Source organism: Chryseobacterium tongliaonense (assembly GCF_041224435.1).
Classification (GTDB): domain Bacteria; phylum Bacteroidota; class Bacteroidia; order Flavobacteriales; family Weeksellaceae; genus Chryseobacterium; species Chryseobacterium tongliaoense.
The window spans coordinates 394767-420663 of the sequence record NZ_JBGFFD010000001.1 but is presented as its reverse complement, the minus strand read 5'-3'; the positions used below and the strand labels follow the sequence as shown (position 1 = coordinate 420663).

At 36.5% G+C, this 25897-nt stretch carries 24 protein-coding genes and 1 pseudogene; 22 read left to right on the top strand and 3 right to left on the bottom strand.

The window, feature by feature from the left end:
* Positions 1–104: 104 nt before the first annotated feature.
* Positions 105–1385 (top strand): DUF6080 domain-containing protein, encoded by a 1281-nt coding sequence (locus AB8P06_RS02075; protein WP_369837206.1) that lies wholly within the window; start codon positions 105–107, stop codon positions 1383–1385.
* A gap of 53 nt (positions 1386–1438) precedes the next feature.
* Here the strand turns inward: AB8P06_RS02075 and AB8P06_RS02070 are convergent, their stop codons facing one another.
* On the bottom strand, positions 1439–1975 hold the full coding sequence (locus tag AB8P06_RS02070) for an SPOR domain-containing protein (RefSeq protein ID WP_369837204.1): 537 nt from the start codon (positions 1973–1975) through the stop codon (positions 1439–1441).
* A gap of 185 nt (positions 1976–2160) precedes the next feature.
* Here AB8P06_RS02070 and AB8P06_RS02065 point away from each other — a divergent pair, with 185 nt between their 5' ends.
* The 14 genes from AB8P06_RS02065 to ypfJ all read left to right on the top strand — a co-directional run bounded on the left by AB8P06_RS02065 (position 2161) and on the right by ypfJ (position 19018).
* Entirely contained in the window at positions 2161–3522 is a 1362-nt protein-coding gene (locus AB8P06_RS02065; protein ID WP_369837201.1) for a c-type cytochrome, read from the top strand.
* Between the two features lie 22 nt (positions 3523–3544).
* Positions 3545–6610, top strand: coding sequence for a TAT-variant-translocated molybdopterin oxidoreductase (locus tag AB8P06_RS02060; protein WP_369837198.1), 3066 nt, complete (start codon positions 3545–3547; stop codon positions 6608–6610).
* A 25-nt stretch (positions 6611–6635) separates the two neighbouring features.
* Positions 6636–8033 (top strand): NrfD/PsrC family molybdoenzyme membrane anchor subunit, encoded by a 1398-nt coding sequence (nrfD, locus tag AB8P06_RS02055; protein ID WP_369837195.1) that lies wholly within the window; start codon positions 6636–6638, stop codon positions 8031–8033.
* Entirely contained in the window at positions 8020–8541 is a 522-nt protein-coding gene (locus tag AB8P06_RS02050) for a DUF3341 domain-containing protein (protein WP_369837193.1), read from the top strand. Before nrfD ends, AB8P06_RS02050 begins: the two co-directional genes overlap by 14 nt.
* Entirely contained in the window at positions 8534–9226 is a 693-nt protein-coding gene (locus tag AB8P06_RS02045; protein ID WP_369837190.1) for a c-type cytochrome, read from the top strand. Before AB8P06_RS02050 ends, AB8P06_RS02045 begins: the two co-directional genes overlap by 8 nt.
* Before the next feature lie 8 nt (positions 9227–9234).
* Positions 9235–10566 carry a quinol:cytochrome C oxidoreductase gene (locus tag AB8P06_RS02040; RefSeq protein ID WP_369837187.1) on the top strand — a complete coding sequence of 444 codons (1332 nt, stop codon included), beginning with the start codon at positions 9235–9237 and terminating at the stop codon, positions 10564–10566.
* Positions 10567–10729: 163 nt separating this feature from the next.
* Positions 10730–11746 carry a hypothetical protein gene (locus AB8P06_RS02035; RefSeq protein WP_369837185.1) on the top strand — a complete coding sequence of 339 codons (1017 nt, stop codon included), beginning with the start codon at positions 10730–10732 and terminating at the stop codon, positions 11744–11746.
* 10 nt (positions 11747–11756) lie between these two features.
* A complete protein-coding gene (locus tag AB8P06_RS02030; RefSeq protein WP_369837183.1) occupies positions 11757–12629 on the top strand; it encodes a GLPGLI family protein in 873 nt (290 codons plus the stop codon).
* Between the two features lie 77 nt (positions 12630–12706).
* Positions 12707–13894 carry a superantigen-like protein SSL4 gene (locus AB8P06_RS02025; protein WP_369837180.1) on the top strand — a complete coding sequence of 396 codons (1188 nt, stop codon included), beginning with the start codon at positions 12707–12709 and terminating at the stop codon, positions 13892–13894.
* On the top strand, positions 13895–14431 hold the full coding sequence (locus AB8P06_RS02020) for an adenine phosphoribosyltransferase (protein ID WP_369837178.1): 537 nt from the start codon (positions 13895–13897) through the stop codon (positions 14429–14431).
* 115 nt (positions 14432–14546) lie between these two features.
* Positions 14547–15254 carry a YfgM family protein gene (locus AB8P06_RS02015; RefSeq protein ID WP_369837176.1) on the top strand — a complete coding sequence of 236 codons (708 nt, stop codon included), beginning with the start codon at positions 14547–14549 and terminating at the stop codon, positions 15252–15254.
* Positions 15255–15257: 3 nt separating this feature from the next.
* Complete coding sequence (gene ribH, locus AB8P06_RS02010; protein ID WP_369837174.1) at positions 15258–15776, top strand: 6,7-dimethyl-8-ribityllumazine synthase; 519 nt, start codon at positions 15258–15260, stop codon at positions 15774–15776.
* A 217-nt stretch (positions 15777–15993) separates the two neighbouring features.
* Positions 15994–18072, top strand: coding sequence for an LTA synthase family protein (locus tag AB8P06_RS02005; RefSeq protein ID WP_369837172.1), 2079 nt, complete (start codon positions 15994–15996; stop codon positions 18070–18072).
* Positions 18073–18157: 85 nt separating this feature from the next.
* Complete coding sequence (ypfJ, locus tag AB8P06_RS02000) at positions 18158–19018, top strand: KPN_02809 family neutral zinc metallopeptidase (protein WP_369837170.1); 861 nt, start codon at positions 18158–18160, stop codon at positions 19016–19018.
* Between the two features lie 48 nt (positions 19019–19066).
* On the opposite strand, the gene AB8P06_RS01995 is transcribed toward ypfJ, so the two are convergent.
* A complete protein-coding gene (locus AB8P06_RS01995; protein WP_369837167.1) occupies positions 19067–19912 on the bottom strand; it encodes a GLPGLI family protein in 846 nt (281 codons plus the stop codon).
* 145 nt (positions 19913–20057) lie between these two features.
* On the opposite strand from AB8P06_RS01995, the gene AB8P06_RS01990 reads away from it, so the two are divergent.
* From AB8P06_RS01990 to sufD, 7 genes and pseudogenes are all read left to right on the top strand, one after another.
* Positions 20058–20387, top strand: coding sequence for a HesB/IscA family protein (locus tag AB8P06_RS01990; RefSeq protein ID WP_369837166.1), 330 nt, complete (start codon positions 20058–20060; stop codon positions 20385–20387).
* A gap of 43 nt (positions 20388–20430) precedes the next feature.
* A complete protein-coding gene (locus AB8P06_RS20655) occupies positions 20431–20622 on the top strand; it encodes a four helix bundle protein (protein ID WP_440132419.1) in 192 nt (63 codons plus the stop codon).
* Positions 20619–20798 (top strand): four helix bundle protein, encoded by a 180-nt coding sequence (locus AB8P06_RS20650; protein WP_440132420.1) that lies wholly within the window; start codon positions 20619–20621, stop codon positions 20796–20798. The genes AB8P06_RS20655 and AB8P06_RS20650 overlap by 4 nt, the downstream gene beginning before the upstream one ends.
* A 35-nt stretch (positions 20799–20833) precedes the next feature.
* Positions 20834–22282, top strand: a complete 1449-nt coding sequence (gene sufB, locus AB8P06_RS01980; protein ID WP_369837164.1) for a Fe-S cluster assembly protein SufB — start codon at positions 20834–20836, stop codon at positions 22280–22282.
* 31 nt (positions 22283–22313) lie between these two features.
* Positions 22314–22664, top strand: a pseudogene (locus tag AB8P06_RS01975) (four helix bundle protein).
* A 40-nt stretch (positions 22665–22704) separates the two neighbouring features.
* Positions 22705–23448: a Fe-S cluster assembly ATPase SufC gene (sufC, locus tag AB8P06_RS01970; protein WP_369837162.1), complete on the top strand. Its 744-nt coding sequence runs from the start codon at positions 22705–22707 to the stop codon at positions 23446–23448.
* 116 nt (positions 23449–23564) lie between these two features.
* Positions 23565–24872 (top strand): Fe-S cluster assembly protein SufD, encoded by a 1308-nt coding sequence (gene sufD, locus AB8P06_RS01965; RefSeq protein WP_369838365.1) that lies wholly within the window; start codon positions 23565–23567, stop codon positions 24870–24872.
* 67 nt (positions 24873–24939) lie between these two features.
* Here the strand turns inward: sufD and AB8P06_RS01960 are convergent, their stop codons facing one another.
* Positions 24940–25869: a DUF3078 domain-containing protein gene (locus tag AB8P06_RS01960; RefSeq protein WP_369837160.1), complete on the bottom strand. Its 930-nt coding sequence runs from the start codon at positions 25867–25869 to the stop codon at positions 24940–24942.
* Between the last annotated feature and the right edge of the window lie 28 nt (positions 25870–25897).

Genomic DNA, 25897 nt, shown 5'->3' with positions numbered 1-25897 from the left:
ATAATGAGTAATATGGCATTAAAGAAAATTATTACAGGCAACAGCTGATAACTATAAACTCTCAACTGTCAACTCTTAACTAACTTTCGTATTTTTGCAAAAAAATGACCTTGTCCTTAAAACTCAAATTCTTTAATTTTTTCAGATTAATATTTCCGTCATCCTATATTGAACTGGGAGTATTTTTATTTTTCATCACTGCTTACGGAATTCTGGGATCTTATATTGCCATCAATTACACCATAATTTTTGACAGCAGAATTCCCTGGGATGCTTATTTCAGCTTCGATAATAAGTCGATCGTCATGACCGGTGGAAGCTTTGAAAGGCATCCCCTCGCCTATTATTTTTTTAACTGGATTCGTGGACTTGCTTTTCTAATATCCGATGGCAAAACCGATGTTACTTTCAGGCTCACTTTGGCATGGTTTAGTAATATTGCCGTAAGCTTAAGTGTGATCCAGGTTTTCAAATATTTAAAAAATATTATCGGACTGCCCCTGATGCTTAGCCTGTTACTGGTTTTCTTTTTCGGTATTTTCTCAACATGCATTCTGCTTTCTTTTACTCCTGAAAACTTTACGTATACCCTGTTTTTACTTTGTCTGTACAATCACTACGCCGCGATAAAGTTAAAAAAAGAAGAGAAGACACCCGCTTTGGCACTTGCTTTCGCAGGCATTACAATAGGTGGTCTTACCGTTACGAATATTGTAAAAGTTTTTATTCCGCTGCTGTTTGAAAAAAATCTTTTCAGAAATTGGAAAAAATTTGGAAATGCAGTTTTAAGAGTAGTTTTTACATGTATTTGTTTTATCCTTCTGTACCTAAACAGGATCGATTTTAAGTACAAAAACATCTTTAACAAAACCAACGAACAGTATGAAAAGTTCTCCAATGTAAAATCTACTCCTACCTGGGATATGATTGTTTCTTACTTTTTCGGAGGGAATGTTTTATTCTCAAACTTCATTATCCGGGACAAACATAATATGAAAGGATTCCACTTTAAGGGTCTGATTATGGATGTGTATTCTTCATGGGTTCCATACATTTTTATCGCCGTTTTATTAGCATTGATAAGTTGGAGTTATTTCAGGAATTTTAAAAATAAACTGGTTCAGGTTGTGATGATTTCATTTGTATTTGATATCATCATCCACTGTATTATGAGGTTCGGACTGCACACGTCATATATTTACGGCGGACACTTTGTTTTTGTATATCCGTTACTTCTCGGCTGGTTATTTTATACCTACAGATCCTCGCCCAAAACACTGTCACTTTTATTCGCCACAACAGGAATTTTACTGGTCTATCTGGCTACGAATAATCTGATGAGAATGACAGAATTTTTCCAGTTTTTAAATGAAAATTATCAATAAAAAAAGCTGTAAGGAATTTCCCTCACAGCTTAAGTTTTTATATAAAACAATCCTTATTTTGCTTCTGCACAGAATATTCTGTACTGTACTGCAACTGCAGATTTAAAGTATTCTCTTACTCTTGATAAGTCTGATGCAGCACTCTGTTTTGTAAAATAACTCCCTACCAGAATTTTGTAATTAGGTCTTAAAGAAGCGTCTGTTTCAACTTTAAGATTCGGGAATCTTTTTCTGAAATAGGACTTTACTTCATTGGCTTCTTCATTACTTTTCACAGTTGTGATCTGTATTTTATATCCTAAAATTCTCGGATTTTTTCTACAAATCTCTGCATTCGTCAACTCTCTGCTCGGAACATAAATTTTTGTAGGTCTTGTATAAGTATCGTCGTCATTGTCTTTCGATGTTGTATGAGTCGCTACCCTTGCGCATTTCTCCTCAAGGCTCTCTAAAGCATCTTTCACTTTAGGATCCATAGACATAACGAGCTCTGTTCCGGACAAAGTATCCCTTTTTACAATCTGCTGTGCATCAATAGTATAAAACCCGAATAGAGATAATACCGAAAATATTTTGATTAAATTTTTCATTTAAACTTGTTTCCGCAAATTTATACAAATTAAAAAATTATACCAAACTGAGTTATTTAGAATCAATACAAATTATACGGAAATGATATTTTCCCCTTTCTTTATACCGTTAAATTCCTGTTAAAAATATTATTTTTGCGGGATTGATTGAATGTTCAATATTTTACTAACATAAGATAATTTAAATGATTAGTTGGAGAAAGCATTATAAACAAACGTTGATTGCAATAGGCTTATTGTTATCAACCAGTGCTTCAATTTACGGGCAAGACGGCGATCCTAAAAACGGCGAGAAACTTTTCAAAGCGAATTGTACTGCATGTCACGCGCTGGATAAACAAGTTATAGGACCACCTTTGAAAGGGGTTGTGGAACGAGTAAAGACAGAAGGTGGTGTAGACAAAGATTGGCTTCACAAGTGGATCAAAGACAACAAAGCTTTGAGGGCTTCAGGAGACAAATACGCCAATGAGATTTTTGAAAAATTTAATAAAACTGAGATGCTTCAGTTTCCGAATCTTACAGATAAGGACATCGATGACATCTTAGCTTTTACAACTAATCCACCGGCACCAGAGCCGGCACCGGCTGCAAATACTGCAACAGCAACAGACGCTACAGCAGCAGCTCCTGCAGACAAAACCACTACAAACATCGTCATTATTTCACTTTTAGCGATTGCTGGTTTATTAGTTTGGATCCTTTTAAAACTGAGACAATTAGTTAAACTGGGACAATCTGAAGATTTAGCAGGGCTTAACGAAACAAGAGTTCGTTCTTTCAGTGAAATCTATGAAAAATACCACTACGTAGGTAAAGGATTATTAGCAGTCCTTGCGCTTTTAGCCACTTATGGAATTTGGAACTGGATCATGTGGATCGGGGTTTACAAAGGATATAAGCCTGAACAGCCTATCTACTTCTCACACAAAATCCACGCCGGAGAACAAAAAATTGACTGTCAACTTTGTCACTCCAGTGCTAAATACGGTAAAGTATCTGAAATCCCTTCTATGAACGTTTGTATGAACTGTCACAGAACGATCTCCGAATACAATGCAGCACATTATATGGAACCAGGAAAAGACAAAGCGTTCTACGACGGGGAAATCCAGAAAATCTATGCGGCAACAGGTTGGGATCCTGCGAAACAACAGTATACAGGAAAAACTCAGCCGGTAGAATGGACGAGAATTCACAACATGCCTGATTTCGTATATTTCAACCACTCCCAGCACGTAGTAGCAGGTGAGCAGGCGATCATCAATTCTTTCAACAAGAAGAATCCAAATAACAAAATTGATGTTGTTTGTAAAGCTTGTCACGGAAAAATCGACACAATGAATGTTGTTCAGATGGCTAATGACTTCACTATGGGATGGTGTATCGAGTGTCACAGAACTACTGAAGTTGATATGAACAACGGTTATAATAAAGAATACTTCAAAAATCTACACGACAAGTTGAAAAAACAATACCCTAAAGATGGTGGTAAGATTACTGTAGATGCAATTGGAGGTCTTGAGTGTGGTAAATGTCATTATTAATAACTAAAAATTAGAAGTATAAATGGCTTCAAACAAAATACAATTTAGAAGTATTCATGAACTTAAAGACCCGGCTTTAAACAATAAGCTGGCTCAAAAAGAGTTTCAGGAAGAAATTCCGGTAGAAGATTTCCTTGGAGATGCTGAACAAAACGGATCCGGTACTTCAAGAAGAGATTTCTTAAAATTATTAGGATTCTCTACAGCAGCGGTAACGTTAGCTGCCTGCGAAGCTCCGGTAATTAAAACAATCCCTTATGTGGTAAAGCCACACGATATTATTCCGGGAGTTCCTAATTATTACGCTTCAACATATTTCGACGGTTTTGACTTTGCTAGTGTTTTAGTAAAAACCCGTGAAGGAAGACCTATTAAAATTGATCCGAACCCGGCTGCAGGCGATTTAGGTAAAACTAACGCAAGAGCTCAGGCAAGTGTACTTTCTCTTTATGATAATGATAAAGTAAAACAGCCTAAACTGGACGGTAAAGACGAAACTTTCGATAAAGTGGATGATTTCGTTCTTAAAGGTTTGGCAGAAGCTAATGCAGCAGGTAAAAAGATTGTGCTTTTATCACATTCTTTTGCTTCACCAACTTTCAAAAAGTTATTTGCTGAATTTAAAGCAAAATATCCTACAGCTGAATTAGTAACATATGATGCTTTCCCTTACTCTGCGGCTTTAGATGCAGCTCAGGAAGTATTCGGACAAAGAGCATTACCGGTTTACGATCTTAACGGAACAGAATTGGTGGTTGCTTTTCAGGCTGATTTCTTAGGAGACTACAATGCAGGAAGTTTAGAAACTTCTTATGCAGCAGCAAGAAAACCGGGAGCAAACATGTTGAGACACATCCAGGTGGAATCAAACATGTCATTAACGGGTGCTAATGCTGATGAAAGAGTTAGATTAAAACCAAGTGCTGTAAACAAAACTTTAGTTGAGGTTTATAACGCAATCGTAGGAGGCGGTACTTCAGACAAAACGGCTTCTGAACTGGCAAAAGAATTGTTGGCAAAAGGCAGCAAAGCTGTTGTTTTCGCTGACGGATCTAAAGGTGCTCAGGTTTTAGCACACTTAATCAACCAGAAATTAGCTTCAGTAGCTTTCACCGGTAAGGCTAACTTCTTAAGAGAATTTGACAAAGCAAGATACCAGGAATTCTTAGGATGGGTAAATGCGGGTCAGGTTGGAGTATTGATTACCAACAATGTAGACCCGATCTATTCTCACTATAAAGGAGCTGAGTTTGAAAAAGCTATTAAAAATGTTCCTTATGTAGTTGCAATTGCTGATAAGAAAAATGCAATGTATAAAGCAGCGAAAGCTGTAATTCCTGTAGCTAACTGGCTAGAATCATGGGGTGATATTGAGCCTCAGACAGGAGTATATTCATTAATGCAGCCTACCATCCAGAAAATCTATAAATCAAGACAGATCGAAGAATCTTTATTGGTTTGGAAGAATGGAAAAAACAACGCTGCCAATAACTACTACGATTATTTAAAAGCTAATGCTACTTCTATTCTGGGAGCAACTTCTTTTAACAAAGCATTGTACAACGGTATTAATGTTTCTCCAAACGCTGGTACATTAGCGTATGCAGGAGGAAATGCTGCACAGGCAATTGCTGAGTTAGGAAACTTCAAAGCTTCTGATTTAGAATTGGTATTGTACACTAAGACTTCAATGGGAGACGGTACCCAGGCAAACAACCCTTGGTTGCAGGAATTACCGGATCCGTTGACAAGAATGTCTTGGGATAACTACCTGACTATTTCTCCGAAAGACGCAGAAAAATTTGAGATTGAAAACGATCTTAATGCAAGAATGCAGCTAAACGGTTCTATCGTAAACCTTACGGTAAACGGAGTAACGATAAAAGATGTTCCTGTATTTATTCAACCGGGACAAGCTGAAGGATCTGTAGGTCTTGCGCTTGGTTATGGTAAAAAGGATTCCGGAACAACAGCTGATACAGGTGTAAATGCTTATCCTTTATTTGATGGTTCTAACTTAACGGTATCTAACGTTAAAATAGAAAAAACAGGTGAAGAGCATGAGTTTGCAGGTATTCAGCTTCAAAACACCCTAATGGGACGTTATGAAATCGCGAAGGAAGTTCCTTTGACAGAATTCTTAAACGTGGCATTCGATGACGAGCATAAAGGATGGAATAAGCCTTTGGAATATCATACGATCAGCGGAGCTCTTCCGGCAAGAAAGATTGACCTTTGGGATGCTTTCGATGATACGGACGGACCTCACTTCAACTTATCAATCGACCTGAACTCTTGTACTGGTTGTGGAGCATGTATCATTGCCTGCCAGGCAGAAAACAATGTTCCTGTAGTAGGTAAAGAAGAGATCAGAATGTCAAGAGATATGTATTGGTTAAGAATTGACCGTTACTATTCTTCAAGACAAAAAGTAGAAGTTTATGAAGGATTAAAAGACGGATTGGCTGTTCCTGAATTATACGGAACTGCTTTCGGTGACGGAGGTGCTCTTAACCACCCTGCCGATAATCCGGATGTAATTTTCCAGCCGGTAATGTGCCAGCACTGTAACCACGCTCCTTGTGAAACTGTATGTCCGGTAGCGGCTACTTCACACGGTAAGCAGGGTCAGAACCACATGGCTTATAACAGATGTATCGGTACAAGATATTGTGCAAACAACTGTCCTTACAAAGTAAGACGTTTCAACTGGTTTACATACAACCTGAATGACAAGTTCGATTTCAACATGAACAACGACCTTGGAAGAATGGTACTGAACCCTGACGTAGTTGTAAGAACAAGAGGGGTAATGGAGAAATGCTCAATGTGTATCCAGGAAACTCAGGCTACAATCTTAAATGCTAAGAGAGAAAACAGAAAAGTAACAGACAACGAATTCAAAAATTCTTGTGCTTGTGCTGCTGCATGTTCTACCGGAGCAATGACGTTTGGAGATATGAATGACAAAGAATCTGAAGTAAGAAAGCAATACGCTAGCAACAGAAGATATTATTTACTTGAAGAGATAGGAACAAAACCAAACGTGTTCTATCATACTAAAGTAAGAAACAGAGTAGAAAAATAACGTTTAAATAATAAATAGGTAAAAAATGTCAGGACATTACGAAGCTCCGATAAGGGAACCTCTAATTATTGGTCACAAAACTTATCACGATATCACAGAAGATATTGCACGACCTATCGAAGAAAGAGCAGGTAAATTATGGTGGATCTCATTATATGCAGCCTTAGTTCTATTCATCTATGGATTCGGATGTATCGCTTATACTATCGGAACAGGTATTGGAGCATGGGGGCTTAACAGAACTATTAACTGGGGTTGGGATATTACCAACTTCGTATGGTGGGTAGGTATCGGTCACGCCGGAACCCTAATCTCAGCGGTATTATTATTATTTAGACAACGTTGGAGAATGTCGGTAAACCGTTCAGCTGAAGCGATGACAATCTTCGCGGTTGTACAGGCGGCTATCTTCCCCGTAATCCACATGGGTAGAGTTTGGGTAGGATATTGGGTATTCCCTTTACCAAACCAGTTTGGTTCTCTTTGGGGGAACTTTAACTCTCCTCTACTTTGGGACGTATTTGCGATCTCTACGTATTTCTCAGTATCTACAGTATTCTGGTTTATGGGATTAATCCCTGACTTTGCAATGATCAGAGATAGAGCAAAAACGCCTTGGACAAGAAAAATTTATACATTCCTTGCATTCGGTTGGGGTGGTAAAGCAAAACACTGGCAGAGATTCGAAGAATTATCTTTGGTATTGGCAGGTTTGGCAACTCCACTTGTATTCTCAGTACACACTACCGTATCTTTTGACTTCGCAACTTCGGTTATTAAAGGATGGCACTCTACAATCTACCCTCCTTACTTCGTTGCCGGTGCGATCTTCTCAGGATTTGCAATGGTACAGACTTTATTGTTAATCGCAAGAAAAGTTTGTCACCTTGAAGACTATATCACCATGTATCATATCGAAATTATGAACATCGTAATTATCCTGACCGGTGGTATGGTAACTGTAGCATATGCAACTGAATATTTTATCGGATGGTATTCCGGATCAAGATTTGAAGACTTTACTTATCTTTCTCCAGGTGCTGCCGTTGGACCTTACTGGTGGGCATTCTGGTCATTGATCATCTGTAACCTTGTAGTTCCGGCTTCTTTCTGGTTCAAGAGATTGAGAACAAATATTATCTGGACGTTCATCGTTGCATTGATCATCAACATCGGTATGTGGTTTGAGCGTTTTGATATCATCGTAATCAACCTTTCCAGAGACTACTTACCAGGATCTTGGACGATGTTTAAGCCAACTATTATTGATGTGGGTGTGTATTTAGGAACAATCGGATTCTTTTCTACATTATTCTTATTGTACGCAAGAACATTCCCTGTAATTGCACAGGCTGAATTAAAATCGATTTTGAAAATCTCAGGTGAAACTTATAAAGCAAAAGAAGGAGATGAGCACCACTAAAATTGTATACGGACTTTATGCTGACGACGACGATTTAATGAACGGCGTTAAAGCATTCAACGATAAAGGAATTAAAATAAACGAGGTTTATACTCCATTCCCGGTTCACGGACTAGATAAAGCTTTAGGTTTAAAGAAAACAAGAATTTCTGATGCCGCATTTATCTATGCGCTTTACGGTGTTACTATCGGTGCTACTGTAACCTGGTATGTTATGAATCATGACTGGCCTCAGAATATCGGTGGTAAACCGGCATTCGACTGGGGACACAATATGCCTGCATTCGTAGTTCCAATGTTTGAATTGATGGTATTCTGTGCCGCTCACATGATGTCTTTAACCTTCCTGGTAAGAAATAAGATGTATCCCGGAGCACCTGCACAAAACCCTGATCCGAGAACTACTGATGACAAGTTTATGATGGAATTTGTAACTGAAGATGTAGAATCTGTAAAACAGTTGCTGATTGAAACCGGAGTTGAAGAAATAACTGTTAAAGATGCTTAAAATGAAAAAGAATGTATTAAAAATTACAGCAATTTTAGGTTTAACAACGGTTTTACTTAATTCTTGCGGACCAAAAGAAAATACACCATTGGTATATTTCCCAGATATGTACTTTCCGGTAGCTTATGATCCATTGATGAAAGCTCAGGACGCTTATTCGGATCATGAAAATGAAATTCCTGCTTTTGTTAAAAACAGCTTCGCTACAGGGCTTGCTCCGGTAGAAGGAAGCGTACCTCAGAATAAAGACGGAGTTTTTGAAGAAGGTTTACTTCCGAGAAATGTAGATGAATATAATGCAGGATATGACGCTTCTAAAAAACTGACAACATCTCCTTTAAATCCGGCAAATGCTGCCAAAGATATTGAAAGAGGGAAAATGTTGTTTGATCATACTTGTGCTGCATGTCACGGAACAGGAGGTGATGGACAGGGACCAATTGTACAAAGTGGTGCTTTCTCAGGTGTGCCTAATTATGCCGATAGAGAAATTACTGTAGGATCTGTTCATTATGTATTAACAAACGGTAGAAACGCGATGGGGTCTTATGCGGGACAATTGAACGCAGGAGACAGATGGAGAGTAGCAATGTATGTGATGAGCGCCTTCAAAAAAGGAGCCGCAGCACCGGCAGCAGCTACAGAGACAGCAAAAACTGAAACTACTACCGAAACTAAAAAATAAGAAAAGAAATGTATAGTTTTTCACCAAAATTAAAATCAACTTCTATAATACTTCTTGTTGTAGGTTTAGTTCTGTTTGGTATCGGTTTCTTCCTTAATAAAGGAATCTCTACTGAGAAAATAGAACAAATGATGGAAGCTGTTCATGCTTCAGGTCATACTGCTCCTACACACTCAAGTGAAATGGTAGGTCCTCAGGATCACGCAGCTCATTTAGAGCATGCTACGCTTCAGGTTCACAACCAGCCTTTGGCATCATTACACTTTGTAGCCGTATTTTTCTTTGGAGTTAGTTGTGCTGTACTGTTCTTCTACTGTATTCAGCACGCGGCTCACGCAGGTTGGCCGATTATCATTACAAGAGTGATGGAAGCTATTGCTTCTTATATCCCTTGGGGTGGTGCTATCCTGGTTATCCTTATGATAATTAATATCACTCACAACGGTCACTTATTCCACTGGATGGATCCCGAGTTGACAGATCCTGAATCTGCACACTTTGATGTGATCTTATTTGAAAAGAAAAGATTCTTAAATATTCCTTTCTACGCAATCAGAACTGTTATCTATGTTGCCGGTGCCTCTTTCTTCGCATGGAAGCTTAAAGCTCAGTCTAAGAAAGTAGATGAAACAAAATCAAAAGTAGATTACCAAATGCTTTACAGATGGGCTGTAGGATATATTGCATTCTTCGGATTTGCATCTGCTGCCTGGGCTTGGGACTGGTTGATGTCTATTGACCCTCACTGGTATTCTACAATGTATATCTGGTATTCAATGGTTAGCTGCCTTTCAAGTGGTATCGCTGTTATCATATTACTAAGTGTATACCTTAAGAAAAACGGATTCCTTCCTCAGTTCAATGACAATCACTTGCATGATTTGGGAGTATTCCTTTTCGCTACAAGTATGCTATGGACGTATACATGGTTTGCACAATTCATGCTTTATTGGTATGCCAACGTTCCGGAAGAGGTTAATTACTTCTTCGGAAGATTCCAGCACTATGCTCCTACCTTCTTGCCAATGTTGATTATTAACTTCTTATTGCCATTATTGGTATTGGTAAGCAGCAGCATTAAGAGAAACTACAAGGTAGTAACAACGATGGCTGTAGTGGTTATCCTGGGACACATCTTAGATTACTTCAACATGGTAATGCCTGGAACAGTAGGTCCTTACTGGAACACTCCTGAAGTATTCTTATTAATATTGGGTGCTGTTTTATTTATCGCAGGATTATTCATATTTACCGTAATGACTGCATTATCTAAACTGAAACTGATTCCTACAGGAAACCCTTTCTTACACGAATCTGAAATTTACGAGTATCCTTTCTAAGGACTTGTAACAAAATAAAAACTCTAAAAGACTGATTGATAAAACAATCAGTCTTTTTTTATGTTTTATGATGCGATAAAGTGAGGTTTCAGGCAACCAATTTAGATTTCATGCGTCTTATAATCAGATACTGACTTAAACTAACTATTGAAAAAATATTTACATGAAAAAAATTCACTTACTCAGCTTTTTGTTTATCCTGCTAATCAATTTAGTAAATGCACAAACCATCACTTTTATTTCGGAAAAAACCAATAAACCGCTACCCAAAATTTCGGTTTTCGGAAAAGATGGAAGTATTGTAGCTTACTCAGATATTGACGGGAAAATAGATAAACAACTATTAGATCCTTCACAGGAAAAATTTCAACTGGTATATGATAATTTCCAGGTTGCTACCCTATCATATGCTGATTTTGATAAAGAGGTTATAAAAATAAATGACAGGGTAAAAGAAATTGAAGCCGTTGTTATAAAAAACAATAAGCCAGCAAAATATATTTTAGTTAAAGGAAACTTCAATTCTTACGTTACTGTCAATAATAAGCTTAATTCATATGCAGATGGAATCGCAACCTATATTTTTGATAACAAAACTAAAAAACTGAAAAGCACCAGAGTCGAGCAATATAGAGTTTTCAGATTAACAGATGCTAAAAATGAAAAGAAGGAAACATCATCCTGGGATTACGGTAATTCTCTAAACCTACCCAAGCTTAAAAATGTAGGAAATCCGGAAGAATATAAAACAAAAAGTAATACGGTAAAAGAACTGAAGGGAGACCAGAAAGATCAGATCGAAATTAGCGGCGGCATATTGCGGGAAAAGGAATTTGCTTTTCTTGGATACCGTTTTTATGATATCAGATCCATTTTAAACCTGTCTTTCGAAAAAGGATCCCAAAAGACATTGAGGGATTTCTTAGAATATAACGAGCTCATTTTTGTCAAGCTAAAACATAAAAGTGAACCTAATTACAACCAGATTACAGTTTACGGCAATTTTTATCCTACCGAACTTAGTTTTGAAAATGATGATGACATCGAAAAAGTAAAATTTGATAAAGACAACAGCAACTATCAGACAAAATACTGGCAGGATCCGTCTTTCCCGAATATGCAGACAATATTCAGTTCATTTTTTAAAGATGATTTAAAAGAATTGCAAAATACAAGATAACCCAATCAAAATGAAAAAAATCTTCCAATTTCTTGGCATAGCATTAATCGGCATAGCAAACGCTCAGAGTTCAGGAAACCGTTTTTTTTATGAGCTCACCTATAAACCTCATAAAGATTCTGTAAAATTTGAAAAAGAAATGATGATTCTGGATATTGAAGACAAGAGATCTGTCTATCAATCTTATGAACTTGTAATGATAGATTCTATATCGAATAAAATGATCTTAAATGCACAAAAAACAGATGTGATGCTTGATTTCAATAAAATCCCGGTTTCAAAAATAAAATTCACCCATCGTATTTTTAAAAGCCTCCCTGTAAAAGAAATAATCTATAGCGATCAGATATTTTCTAATACATATTATTATCATGAAATCCCCGAATTAATCTGGCAAATCAATAATGAGAAAGAAAAAATAGGGACATATGATACCCAAAAAGCATTTCTAAATTACGGCGGTAGAAAATGGACAGCCTGGTTTACCACAGAAATCCCAATCCAAGACGGTCCTTATAAATTTTACGGGCTCCCTGGTTTAATTGTCAAAATTGAAGATGAAGGTAAAAATTATTCCTGGGAGCTTAAAGGCAACAGAAAAATAGATCATATGCAAGACGTACTCTATTTGGATAAATTAAATAAGCAGACAGGAATCAATAAATCAAAAGAGCTTTCAAAAGAAAAATTTACAGAGTTGTATGAAAACTATAAAAAAGATCCTTTTGCTGATATAAGACGAATGGCTTCCCAGCTTCCCGCAGATATTAAAATGCCGGATGGCTCTTCCATAACAGAATCAATGAGGGAGGCCAATAAAAAATTAAAAGAGGAGCTTAACAGAACCAACAACAGTATAGAAGTCAACTTTAAAAACAAATAGCTTTACAATTCATCATTTAAGAAAATAAAAATTTCTATTAATAAAGGTTTTACTAAATTTGTAGCAAACCAATAAAAATGAAAAAGTTTTCTTTTCTGCTATTATTCAGTTTATTCCTTTTTACAGCCTGTAAGAAGGACCATGTGGATGCAAGCACAACTCAAACTTTACAGACCAGTATCAATGATATGGCTTCCAGCCTGTCTACCATTAAACAGATAAAATTTAATGAAGCGCTTTATATTTTGAAAACATTTGGAGTTGAGGCTGAAGGTGATGAAAATGAACTGAAAGCTCTTGGCCAGCTTATCAACGGAAAAAAAGTTCCGGAGATTATGACCATGGCAGACGAGGTGGCTCAAAAAAACGGTATCGAATGGGCAAGCAATGCTCCACCTTCATTAGGAGAAATGAATATTTTCGGAGATGATAAAGCTAAGGAAAGCGACCCGAATGATATCAAAGCCAATTCATTGAGCATCATTACAAGACCTACCGGGGATAACGGTGAAGGCGCAACAGCTATTCAAATCGTACCGAGGCTTGTAGACAACACCGGGAAACCTATTTCTTTTACCGGAGCAGCTTTAGAAACCACATTAGAGGTTTTCAGTAACGGGGTAAAGCTTTCTACTGCAAAAAATCTGATGCAGGATAATAATTTCGGAGGCTTTAATTTAAAGTTTTCATCCATCCCGGCAGCAAAAGTGGTTGATAATAAAATAGATATCACCATCTCTGTTAAAACAACAGCAAAAACTTTCAAAATGACTAAAATAGGGCTTGATGTAAACCCTTCCGCATTGAAAGTTCCGGCTCCACCGAAAGTGGATTCAACGGCAGTGATCCAGGATCCGAATGCAGTAGACCCGAACAGTCCTGTGAATACGACCAATCCTACAGATCCTGCAGCGACAACAGTTCCTGCTACACCAAAGCAGCCAACCGGCGATCCGAAGAATACAGTAAACAAATTTTTAAGCAACGTAAGCTCTCAAAATCTTAAAGCTGCATTTGATTCATCAAGCAACCCAAACTGGGGAAGCTATGAGTCTTTCTCAAACCCTACTTCAGGATTTGGGTCCGTAAAAAATGTCAACGTTAAAAATATCAGTACCAATGCAAGCAACACAAATAATGCAAGTGTAAATGCAACGTACGATGTAACCGATAAGAATGGAAAAGTAACTTCCCTGAAAGTAACTTTCGGACTGAAAAATGTAAACGGAGACTGGAAAATATCCAGTTATAAAATAAACCCATAAATGGCTTCAAAAGAACTCATCAAAAATCTGGAAGAGACGATTGAGAATATTCCTGACTTTCCGATTCCCGGAATCCAGTTTAAAGATATCTCTCCTATTTTCCTGAATCCGAAATTGTATGAATCCGTTATTGAAGATCTTGTAGCTTTCAGCAAGGGAAAAGTAGATGCCGTATGCGGAATTGAAAGCAGAGGGTATTTATTTGGAATCGCCGTTGCCGTAGCTTTGGAAGTTCCGTTTATCCTGATCAGAAAAAAAGGAAAGCTCCCACCTCCTATTATTTCAGAAAAATACGATCTGGAATACGGAAGCGCGGAAATAGAAACCCGTGAAGGACAAATTCAGAAAGGACAGCGTGTTTTAATTCATGATGATCTTCTTGCAACAGGCGGAACAACGGAAGCAGCCGCTAACCTGGTTGAAAAACAGGGAGCCAAAGTAACACAATTCAGCTTCCTGATCGGACTGAAAGGGTTGGGCGGTGATGAAAAACTGAAGAAGTTTAACGCTGAAATCTATCATATTTTAGAATATTAGCATCCATATATTAACAGTTCTCCGGCATTTACTGTACTTTTATTAATAATAACCTCAAAGTATTTTGTAAATCATTCAGAAACAATTAAATTTGCAATTCAATTTTTAAGAATTTATGGCAAAACTTGCAAAGAATGCTCAACATGAGCAAGAAGGTAAAGAAACAGTGGAGTTTTTCAAAGATCTTGACAGAGAGGCTTTAAACACTGAAAGATTCCTTGAAAAATATTCAAAACCACTAGGTATTGTTTTTGGTGTGTTGGTGTTAGGCGTTCTTGGATTTTTCGCTTACAAACAATTCATTGTTGCTCCCAAAAATGTTGAAGCCGTAAAAAGCTTCCTTGCTGCACAAAAAAATCTGACTGAAGGAAAAGATAAAGAAGCTCTGGGCGGAAAATCTGCTGCAAACCCTGGTTTCTTAGGAACTTATAACGAGTTTTCTTCTACAGATATCGGTAAACTTTCTGCATACAATGCAGGTTTATTAAAATTCAAGGAAGGAAAATTCCAGGAAGCATATGATCTTTTAGATAAATTTTCGTCTGATAACAAAACATTGATGGCTATGAAATATGGTGCAATGGCGGATGCAAAATCAGGTCTTAATAAAAATGATGAAGCTTTAGCGTTATTGGATAAAGCTGCTTCTGCTTCCAGTGACCCTTATACTACTTATTATTTTACAAGAAAGGCAGGTATCGTAGCATTAGGATTAAAGAAAAATGCAGATGCTAAGAAATATTTTTCTGCAATTGACGAAAAATATCAGGACTACGATAACGGAATGTCTGATTCTTATATTGAAATGACTAAATATTACTAAAAAATGGCAACAGTTAATCTTTCCGATTACAAGCCACTTAATATAACTAATGCCGAAGATTTTTCTATCGGCATTGTTTTTTCTGAGTGGAATGATTTTGTAACTTACAATCTTCGTGATGCAGCTTTGGAAATCCTCGAAAAAGAAGGTGTAAAAGCTGAAAACATTAAACTTTTCCCTGTTCCGGGGGCATTTGAATTAAACTATGCAAGCATGCAGCTTTGTAAAGAGCGAAAATATGATGCTGTAATTGCTATAGGATGCGTAATCCGTGGAGAAACCCCACATTTCGATTATGTATGTTCAGCCGTAGCTCAGGGAATTAAAGACTGCAATATTTTAACGGATACTCCTACTATTTTCTGTGTGCTGACTGATGATACAAAAGAACAGTCGATTGCAAGAAGTGGTGGTGATCTTGGAAATAAAGGTGTAGAAGCAGCCGTTACCGCTTTAAGAATGATTGATTTCAAAAAAAATCTTTCTGAAAAAAAAGGAAATATCGGGTTTGGGCATTCTTAATTTAACATTTATTATAAAACAAAAGGAGACTATTTTCATAGTCTCTTTTTTTGTATACCTTCTAAAACCCTTTCACAGAATAGCTTTCTGAATAATAGTACTTTTTAATTTTAATTTAACCAATTATAAATAATCCAATAAATCGTCTATTTTTATTTTTTTTATCGAAAGATTTCATACAAAAACTATCTTTGCGAAAACTATATATATTTAACTAATGTTTACTCAAAAAATTAAACCATTCTTATATTTAGGATTTTTTTATCTTATCATTTCATTGATTGTAAGAGTTGTTTTTCTGTTTCACCCGATAACCACGGCCAACTTTGGGTTCTTTGAAATCATAAAGATTTTATCACTGGGAATTTTAAATGATATTTTAGTTTTCATTATAACATGTCCGTTTCTGGCCGTTTATTTTTTATTCTTATCAAATTCAAAATATAAAAGTCCTTACGGTCAGATTGTATTAGCCGCATTGGTACTTCTATTTTTATACATCCTTCTGATACCCAATAATATTTTCAAGCAATATGGTGGCTCTGTGGCAGAAATTGCGCTGGCTTTCATAGGGCTGAAAATAATCCTTTTCAGCTTAATGTTATTCCTACCCAATCAAAGGCTTAAAATTAGAAATGTCCTCTATTTCATCACATTATTTTTATACGTCGTACTCATTGTCTTTAATGCGGTAAGCGAATATTTCTTTTACAATGAATTTGGGCTGCGATATAATTTCATTGCAGTTGATTATCTTATTTATACCAATGAGGTCATAGGAAACGTGATGGAAAGCTATCCGGTAATTCCTTTATTCCTGGTTATATTTGCAGTATCATTTGCCGTTACATGGTTTATTTATAAAAAAACAAAACAGGAGCTGACAGACCTGCCTAACCTGAAGCAAAAGTTAATTTTGCTGGCAACATTCATCCTTTTAGTCGGAATTAGCCTGTCCGGATTGCATTTTACAACGCAAATCAGATCATCGAATGTTTTTACAGAAGAAATTGAAGCCAACGGATTACCGAAGTTTTACTGGGCATTTACCCACAACGAGCTGGATTATTTTCAGTTTTACCCGCAAATCGATCAGAAAACAGCCGATGACAACTTTTTGAGCCAATATTCAGAACATACCTTAACCCGAAATATCGTTTCTGATCAGCCGGAACTTAAGAAAAACGTAGTTCTTATTTCTGTAGAAAGCTTATCCGCAGATTTTCTGGAGCATTATGGAAATGACCAGAAGATTATGCCCTTTTTAGACAGTCTCGCCGACCGTTCATTGATGTTTACCAATCTTTATGCCACTGGGAACAGAACCGTACGTGGTCTTGAAGCATTAACTCTTTGTATTCCGCCTACAGCAGGAGAAAGTATTATCAAAAGAGAAAACAATAAAAATAAATTCACAACCGGAACGGTTTTCAAATCTAAAGGATATGATGTGAAATTTTTATATGGCGGTTACAGCTATTTCGACAATATGGAAGATTTCTTCTCCGGCAATGGATATGGGATTATAGACCGAAACAGTTTTAAACCTGAGGAAATTACCTTTGCCAATGTTTGGGGTGTAGCAGATGAAGATATGGCGAAAAAGGCAATTCAGGTGATGAATACGGAAGCAAAATCCGGAAAACCTTTCTTCAACCATTGGATGACTGTTTCCAACCACAGACCTTTCACCTATCCAGACGGAAGAATTGATATTCCCGGAAATGCAAAATCCAGAGAAGGAGGAGTAAAATATACCGATTATTCATTGAGAAAATTCTTTGAAATGGCAAAAAAACAAGACTGGTATAGCAATACGGTTTTCGTGATTATCGCTGATCATTGTGCTTCCAGTGCCGGCAGCACGGAACTTCCGACTGATAAATACAGGATTCCGGCAATCATTTTCTCTGAAGGTTTTATCAAGCCGCAAAAATTTAACAAGCTGATGTCTCAGATCGATGTAATGCCTACCCTGTTTGGTTTATTGAATTTTAGTTATCAGTCTAAATTTTTAGGACAGGATGTATTTAAAACAGAATTTCAGCCTAAAGCTTATGTTGCCACATATCAGGATTTAGGATTTATAAAAGATGATAATTTAACCATTCTTTCTCCAGTAAAAAAAATAAAACAGTATTCATTATCTCCGAAACCGGGCAAACTTGCTCCTGAATTCAATATCTATAATGATGAAAAGATTCTGAAAACACCTGATCAAAAGTTGATTAACGAGACCATTTCAGCCTATCAGTCTACATCGTACTGGCTTAAAACCAATCAGCTTAACCGTTAATGAATTTCTAAAGCTTATCATTAAAAAATAATCTCCTTCATATCAATAATAATTTTAAATTTACACTGATAAAAATTTATTTACTATGAAATGGACAGACGATAGAGGTGGAAATGTCGAAGACCGTCGCGGAAGCGGTGGTAATGGTGGTGCAATTGTAGGAGGAGGACTTGGAACATTAATTATTGCAGCTATAATTTTCTTTCTGGGAGGAGATCCATCCAGTGTATTAAATTCTGGAAATATGTCTCCATCACAAAATCAAACTGAACAAAGAGAATTAAATGCCAATGATAAGAAAATCGGAGAAATGGTCGATATGATGGGAAAATGGAACATTCTTACATGGGATCAGATTTTCAAAGAAAATGGTATGACTTATACTCCACCAAAAATTATACTTTTTGAAAATACTACACAATCTGGTTGTGGGACTGCTCAATCAGCAATGGGCCCATTTTATTGTCCTGCAGATCAATCTGTTTATATGGATATGAGTTTCTTTAATGAACTACAACAACAATTTGGGGCACAAGTCACAGAATTTACAATTGCTTATGTATTAGCTCATGAAGTAGGACATCATGTTCAGACTCTTTTAGGAACAACTCAAAAAGTGGATCAGTTAAGAAGAAGTGGAAGATATTCTGAAGCTGAAATGAACAGGGTTTCTGTAGCAACAGAATTACAGGCAGATTTTTATGCTGGGCTTTGGGCAAAAAAGACAGACGCAAGACAACATATTCTGGAACCCGGAGATATTGATGCCGCGATTGAAGCTGCTGAAGCCGTAGGTGATGATAACATTCAGAAAAGGTCTCAGGGATATGTAAATCAGGAAAGCTTTACCCACGGATCATCTGCCCAACGTAAAGAATGGTTTATGAAAGGATATAATACCAGTGATATCAGACAGGGCAATACTTTCGATCAGCTTTTAAAATAAATTTGCACCATACAATAAAAAACCCTGAAGATAACTTCAGGGTTTTATTTATTTCAGTTCTATCGAATTGCTGTTATTTTTGGCTTCTTCCTTCATTCTTTCTTCCATCCTCTTTCTCATGTCGGCCGGATTTTGATTTCCACCACCGCCACGGTTTCCACCACCAATACGGGTTTGGGCAAATCCCCCGCCTTGTTGGCTCATAAATGCCATCGGATCAGATTTAAATTTCTCCTGCTGTTTTACAAAATCTGTTCTTTTTACCTTAATCGTATTTCCAAACTGATTCATCGTCGGAAACTCAGCGATTTTATAATTTTTCATCAGATCAAAAGAATAATCTCCTTCGCTGTCTTCCACTTTAATAATTAAGCCCGGAAGTCCGCCAAATTTATATGGCCCGTCCTGATAAGGCAGATCTGTACTGAACCAGGCCGTCCATTTTCTTCCTCCAAAATCCGTTTCTGCTTTCTGAACTTTATATTCTCCTATTTTGGTAGTTTCTGAAAGAATTTTCCAGTTCAAAGGACGGTCTTCTTCATAAGAATAAATATCTCTTCCTATTCTGTCTTTAAAAAGTGTTTTTTGATTCGTCTTATCTTTCTCCACAGAATAATTAATATTTGATCTTAATCCTTCCATTTGTTCCCGGTTGATGCTTCCTCTTCCACCTCCGCTCTGAAAGGCTTTCTGCATAATAGAATCTCTTTTCAGCCTGTTTTCCGAATAAAACATCGATTTTTCAGGAGAGATGTCCAAATAGGCATTTTCTGTCTTAATATCATTTTTATTTGAAGCATCAGGCTTCATGGAAACCTGGTACACAAATCGATTGGTTTGTGCAAAAATATTCTGCATAAGCAGCGCTAAAGCAATGATGCCTAACTTTTTCATGTTGAGTTAATTTAATGTTTGGATTTCAAAACTTTACCAAAGTTAAACTTATCAATGATAAAAATCGATAAAATAAAAATGTCGATTTTTATTTACTGATTTTTGTTCGTATTTTTGCAGGATTAAATCATTCTAAATAAATACAATGATAAAAGTATCAGATCAAGCAAAAGAAAAAGCCATCCAGCTGATGACAGAAGATGGTTTTAAACCTTTTGAAGATTATATAAGAGTTGGGGTAAAAAGCGGCGGATGTTCCGGTTTAGAATATGTTTTGAAATTTGACAATCAAAAAACAGATACTGACCAGGTTTTTGAAGACAATAACATCAAAATTATTGTAGATAAAAAATCAATCCTCTACTTAGCAGGTACCATTCTTGAATATTCAGGAGGCTTAAACGGAAAAGGATTTGTTTTTAACAATCCTAATGCATCCAGAACATGTGGTTGTGGAGAATCATTTAGCTTGTAATTATTAAAAGATTAAAAGGATTAAATAATTTAAAGATTAGGAAATGGCTGTTGAGTTTGAAAAATTTGAAGTTTATCAATTAACAGTTAATCTCACTAAAAATATTTTTAGCCTTTTAAATAATGACAAGTTCAGAAAAGAATTTGAGTTGACAAGTCAGATTAAAAGAGCAGTTTTGTCAATTTCAAACAACATTTCAGAAGGAGCGAGTATAACAATAATGCACAGTTTATAAGATATTTAAAATATTCTAAAGGAAGCTGTGGTGAAGTAAGAAATATGTTACATCTCTGCTCAGTATTATATGATGAGGATACAAGCGATTTAATTAATGATTGTAAAGTGGTTTCAAAACAATTATCAAAATTTATTGATTATCTATCCAAAACTGATGTTAGAAAAGGAAACTAATTTTTTAATCATTTAATTTTTTAATTATTTAATTAATGTCGAAATATACAGAAGACGACCTTAGAGTTGATCTTGAAAACAAAAAATATGAATTCGGTTGGGAAACAAAGATCGATTACGAAGATTTCCCGATTGGTTTGAACGAAGATATCGTCCGTGCCATCTCTGCTAAAAAAGAAGAGCCGGAATGGATGACAGAATGGCGTTTGGAGTCTTTCAGAATCTGGCTGAAAATGGTAGAGCCTACCTGGGCAAATATCAAATATGAAAAACCGGATTTCCAGGCTATAAAATATTATGCCGCGCCAAAAGCAAAGCCTGAACTTGAAAGTCTGGATGAGGTAGATCCTGAGCTGCTGAAGACTTTTGAAAAATTAGGAATCAATATCGAAGAGCAGAAAAGACTTTCCGGAGTTGCTGTAGATATTGTGATAGACTCGGTTTCTGTGAAAACTACGTTCCAGGAAACACTGATGGAGAAAGGAATTATTTTCTGCTCCATTTCCGAAGCGATCAAAAATCATCCGGATCTTGTAAAAAAATATCTTGGAAAAGTAGTTCCGAGAGGAGATAACTTTTATTCCGCATTAAATTCCGCAGTATTTTCTGACGGAAGTTTCTGCTATATACCTAAAGGCGTAAGATGCCCGATGGAACTTTCCACTTATTTCCGTATCAACCAGGCGGGAACAGGCCAATTTGAAAGAACACTTGTTATCGCTGATGAAGGAAGTTATGTTTCTTATCTGGAAGGATGTACAGCGCCGTCAAGAGATGAAAACCAGCTTCACGCGGCCGTTGTGGAACTGATCGCTTTAGATAATGCTGAAATTAAATATTCAACCGTACAGAACTGGTACCCTGGTAATGAAGAAGGAAAAGGAGGTGTTTTCAATTTTGTAACAAAAAGAGGCCTTTGCGAAAGAAATGCAAAAATTTCCTGGACTCAGGTTGAAACAGGTTCTGCCGTAACATGGAAGTATCCGTCCTGTATCCTGAAAGGTGATAATTCTATCGGGGAGTTCTACTCTATCGCAGTAACCAATAACCACCAGTATGCAGATACCGGAACAAAAATGATCCATATCGGTAAAAACACCAGATCAACAATCATTTCAAAAGGTATTTCTGCAGGAAAATCTCAGAACTCATACAGAGGACAGGTGAAAGTAATGCCTTCCGCAAAAGGAGCGAGAAACTTTTCCCAGTGTGATTCTTTACTGATGGGTAATGAATGTGGTGCCCATACCTTCCCTTATATTGAAATTAAAGATCCGACTGCTCAGTTAGAGCATGAAGCTACCACTTCAAAAATCGGAGAAGATCAGATTTTCTACTGTAATCAGAGAGGTATTGACACCGAAAGAGCTATTGCTTTAATCGTCAATGGTTTCAGCAAAGAGGTTCTCAACAAACTTCCAATGGAGTTTGCCATTGAAGCCCAGAAATTATTGGAAATCTCATTAGAAGGTTCAGTAGGATAATTCGGGAATATAGTAATGAGATAATTTGATAATGAAAGAAAATGTCATTCTTAATAAAACTTTTGAGTTTTCATTACAGATTATCAGGTATTGTGAATTTCTTCATGAACAGAAAAAATTTGTTATTTCGAATCAGCTTTTAAAATCAGGAACATCAATCAGAGCTAATTTGAGATAAGCGCAGAATTCTGAAAGTAAAAATGATTTTATACATAAATTCAAAATTGCAGCAAAAGAAATAGAGGAAACAAACTATTGGTTACTTTTATGTAAACATTCAGAAAGTTATCCGGATTGTGATGAATTAATTGAAAAATTAAAAGAAATTGAAAACATCACAAATAAAATAATTATAACATCGAAAATAGGCGGTAATCAGTAATTATCATATTATCTCATTACCAAATTATCATATTAAAACTATGTTAGAAATAAAAAACCTACACGCCAAAATTGAAGATGGCGCAGAAATTTTAAAAGGTATCAATCTTGAAATAAAACCAGGTGAAGTTCATGCGATCATGGGACCGAACGGAGCCGGAAAATCTACTCTTTCATCTGTAATAGCAGGAAAAGAGGATTACGAAGTAACTGATGGAGAAATCCTTTTTGAAGGGGAAGATATCAGTGAAGATGCTCCTGAAGAAAGAGCACACAAAGGAATTTTCCTTTCTTTCCAGTATCCTGTGGAAATTCCGGGAGTTTCTGTAACCAACTTTATCAAGGCGGCTTTAAACGAAACGAGAAAAGCAAACGGATTGGAAGAAATGCCGGCCAAAGAAATGCTTGCCATGATTCGTGATAAGTCTGAAAAATTAGGAATCAAAAAAGATTTCCTTTCAAGATCATTAAACGAAGGATTCTCCGGAGGTGAAAAGAAGAGAAACGAAATCTTCCAGATGATGATGCTTAATCCTAAACTGGCTATTCTTGATGAAACAGATTCAGGATTAGATATCGATGCGCTGAGAATTGTTGCAGACGGCGTAAATCGCTTTAAAAATGAAGGAAATGCAGTTCTTTTGATTACTCACTATCAGAGATTGCTTAACTATATCCAGCCTGACTTCGTTCACGTTTTGGCCAATGGTAAGATTATCAAAACAGGTGATAAATCTCTTGCTCTGGAACTTGAAGAAAAAGGGTACGACTGGCTTCTTAATTAAGAAGGAGAGCTTTTTGAAGGGGTTTTATCAATCCTTTAAAAAGAAAAGCGGAAACCCCGCAATATTATTACAATTTTTAAATATATAAAAAAGGTGTGATGGCCGAAATATCAGTAATGGCTTTATACGATCAGATTATTGACAACCACGGTGAATTTTTGGAAAGTCTTCATCATCGTTTTTTGGATGGTGACAGAAAGGCTGCTCTTCAAAGATTTGAAAACATTGGTTTTCCAACAAAAAAAGACGAAGAATATAAATATACCAACCTTAAGGAAATCACGGAAAAAGGCTATAACTTTTTTCCGAAAGAAAGTCACAATATCACCAAAGAACAGCTGGATGAGCTGCACTTAGGAGAAGAAAATTTTGACTGGATTGTTTTTGTTAATGGTAAACTTCATAAAGAATTATCAAAAATCTCTATTGAAAATGTTGAGTTTCTTTCTTTCAACTATGCATTGAATGATGACAAACATAAAGAGGTTTTTGAAACTTACTTCAATACAATTGCTACCAAGGATTCAGCTTTCACGAATTTAAATCTTGCTTACTGCAAATACGGTTTTTTCCTGAAAGTTCCTAAAAATGTAGTGATTGAAAAACCGATCCACATTTTCTATCTTTCACAAAACCAGGAAGAAAACACATTCTACAACACAAGAAACCTACTGATTGTAGAAGAAGGAGCTAAAGTGGAAGTTATTGAAAGTCATCATAATTTTGATGATTCATATGTATTCACAAATTCGGTAACTGAAATTTTTACGTATCCGAATGCAAAGGCAGACTGGCACAAGCTTCAGAACGATAACGATACTTCTTACCTTATTGACAATACATTCGCAAGACAGGAAAAAGACAGCTTAACGACTGTAAACACCTTTTCTTTCGGAGGGAAACTGGTAAGAAACAATCTGGATTTCATTCATAACGGACAGAATATTAATTCATTCATGAACGGAATAACGATTATCGGAAAAGATCAGCTGGTAGACCACCATACGGCGGTTCACCATAACCAGCCCAACTGTGAAAGTTATCAAAACTATAAAGGTATTTTCAAAGATAAGGCACACGGTGTATTTAACGGAAAAGTTTTTGTAGATAAGATCGCACAAAAAACAAATGCCTATCAGCAAAATAACAATGTCTTATTAAGTGAAGGGGCAACAATTGACACCAAGCCTCAGCTAGAGATTTTCGCAGACGATGTGAAGTGTTCTCATGGCTGTACGGTAGGTCAGCTGAACGAGGATGCACTATTCTATTTAAGAGCAAGAGGAATCTCTAAAAAAGAAGCCCAGGCGCTTTTATTATATGCCTTTGCCAATGATGCAATGCAGAATATCGATATTGAGCCTCTTAAAGAGAAAATTTCACGCTTACTGGCGGAAAAATTGGAAGTACAGATAGAGTTTTAAATTATATTAATTGATATAAAAAGCACTTCGTTTTGAAGTGCTTTTTTATTGGGTAATCAGAGATGTATTATTTCTTTATCCACCACTGGCTGTCTTTTCTTTCAGAGCGCTTCCCGCCATTGTTAACGGTATATGCAAAACCGATCCCGAGAGTCTGTTTTAACTGTGTTTTCTGAATCTGGTTATGATCATACAGCATATCTAAAGTAATATTGGAAGAAATATACTTATTGATCTTCATATTCAATACTGCACCGTAAGCAAGAACCAGTCTTTCGGGATGATCCAGATAGTTTGAGAAAACAGATGCTGTATTGGTTAAATTGATATTTTCCATTAACTTAACTTTATATAAAGCATTTCCTAAAAACCCGAACTGCAATAAAGAATCATCCCCGTCTGCCTTTAAACCGTAATTTCCTGCGAGCTGAAGATCCTGATCCAGAACAAAGGTCCATCTCGCGTTGGCAGGGCGTAAAGTGACGTTTAAATTATCATTGGGCCTGTAAGTAATACCTATCCCCAGGTTTAAATACCCCGGAGCCATAAAATTAGAGATCTTTTTAGCACTTGGATTATTCCCGTCTTCATAACCTCCGGAAAACTGAGTCTGAAAACTGGCACCTGAAGAAATATACCAGCTTTTGGAAAACTGCCGCCCGTAATTGGTCGAGATATTAATGACATCCTGGGTTTTTCTGGTGCCTAAACCTTTTGTATTATTTTGACCGTAATCCAGAATAATAATATTCTCCCAGAGATCTTTGTCTTTTTCAAAGGTGATATTATAATTGATGCCCGCAAGCCATCCGACGTTATTGCCCCCACCGCCTACCCAATTGGAAAAAGCAGCCTGATTAAGCATTACCGTATTCTTTCCCATCACCGACCAATGTTTTATAGTATCCGTCACCGGGGCCAGAGTATCTTTTTTTACCTCTTGTGCACCTGCATTCAAACCGAAACAAACTACAAACACCGCTACAATTTTTCTCATAAACAAAAGATTTACCCTGCAAAAGTAA

Excerpts from the sequence above, each read along its gene's own strand:
- AB8P06_RS02075 (WP_369837206.1), top strand. The coding sequence starts at position 105 with ATGACCTTGTCCTTAAAACTCAAATTCTTTAATTTTTTCAGATTAATA.
- AB8P06_RS02070 (WP_369837204.1), bottom strand. The coding sequence starts at position 1,975 with ATGAAAAATTTAATCAAAATATTTTCGGTATTATCTCTATTCGGGTTT.
- AB8P06_RS02065 (WP_369837201.1), top strand. The coding sequence starts at position 2,161 with ATGATTAGTTGGAGAAAGCATTATAAACAAACGTTGATTGCAATAGGC.
- AB8P06_RS02060 (WP_369837198.1), top strand. The coding sequence starts at position 3,545 with ATGGCTTCAAACAAAATACAATTTAGAAGTATTCATGAACTTAAAGAC.
- nrfD (WP_369837195.1), top strand. The coding sequence starts at position 6,636 with ATGTCAGGACATTACGAAGCTCCGATAAGGGAACCTCTAATTATTGGT.
- AB8P06_RS02050 (WP_369837193.1), top strand. The coding sequence starts at position 8,020 with ATGAGCACCACTAAAATTGTATACGGACTTTATGCTGACGACGACGAT.
- AB8P06_RS02045 (WP_369837190.1), top strand. The coding sequence starts at position 8,534 with ATGCTTAAAATGAAAAAGAATGTATTAAAAATTACAGCAATTTTAGGT.
- AB8P06_RS02040 (WP_369837187.1), top strand. The coding sequence starts at position 9,235 with ATGTATAGTTTTTCACCAAAATTAAAATCAACTTCTATAATACTTCTT.
- AB8P06_RS02035 (WP_369837185.1), top strand. The coding sequence starts at position 10,730 with ATGAAAAAAATTCACTTACTCAGCTTTTTGTTTATCCTGCTAATCAAT.
- AB8P06_RS02030 (WP_369837183.1), top strand. The coding sequence starts at position 11,757 with ATGAAAAAAATCTTCCAATTTCTTGGCATAGCATTAATCGGCATAGCA.
- AB8P06_RS02025 (WP_369837180.1), top strand. The coding sequence starts at position 12,707 with ATGAAAAAGTTTTCTTTTCTGCTATTATTCAGTTTATTCCTTTTTACA.
- AB8P06_RS02020 (WP_369837178.1), top strand. The coding sequence starts at position 13,895 with ATGGCTTCAAAAGAACTCATCAAAAATCTGGAAGAGACGATTGAGAAT.
- AB8P06_RS02015 (WP_369837176.1), top strand. The coding sequence starts at position 14,547 with ATGGCAAAACTTGCAAAGAATGCTCAACATGAGCAAGAAGGTAAAGAA.
- ribH (WP_369837174.1), top strand. The coding sequence starts at position 15,258 with ATGGCAACAGTTAATCTTTCCGATTACAAGCCACTTAATATAACTAAT.
- AB8P06_RS02005 (WP_369837172.1), top strand. The coding sequence starts at position 15,994 with ATGTTTACTCAAAAAATTAAACCATTCTTATATTTAGGATTTTTTTAT.
- ypfJ (WP_369837170.1), top strand. The coding sequence starts at position 18,158 with ATGAAATGGACAGACGATAGAGGTGGAAATGTCGAAGACCGTCGCGGA.
- AB8P06_RS01995 (WP_369837167.1), bottom strand. The coding sequence starts at position 19,912 with ATGAAAAAGTTAGGCATCATTGCTTTAGCGCTGCTTATGCAGAATATT.
- AB8P06_RS01990 (WP_369837166.1), top strand. The coding sequence starts at position 20,058 with ATGATAAAAGTATCAGATCAAGCAAAAGAAAAAGCCATCCAGCTGATG.
- AB8P06_RS20655 (WP_440132419.1), top strand. The coding sequence starts at position 20,431 with ATGGCTGTTGAGTTTGAAAAATTTGAAGTTTATCAATTAACAGTTAAT.
- sufB (WP_369837164.1), top strand. The coding sequence starts at position 20,834 with ATGTCGAAATATACAGAAGACGACCTTAGAGTTGATCTTGAAAACAAA.
- sufC (WP_369837162.1), top strand. The coding sequence starts at position 22,705 with ATGTTAGAAATAAAAAACCTACACGCCAAAATTGAAGATGGCGCAGAA.
- sufD (WP_369838365.1), top strand. The coding sequence starts at position 23,565 with ATGGCTTTATACGATCAGATTATTGACAACCACGGTGAATTTTTGGAA.
- AB8P06_RS01960 (WP_369837160.1), bottom strand. The coding sequence starts at position 25,869 with ATGAGAAAAATTGTAGCGGTGTTTGTAGTTTGTTTCGGTTTGAATGCA.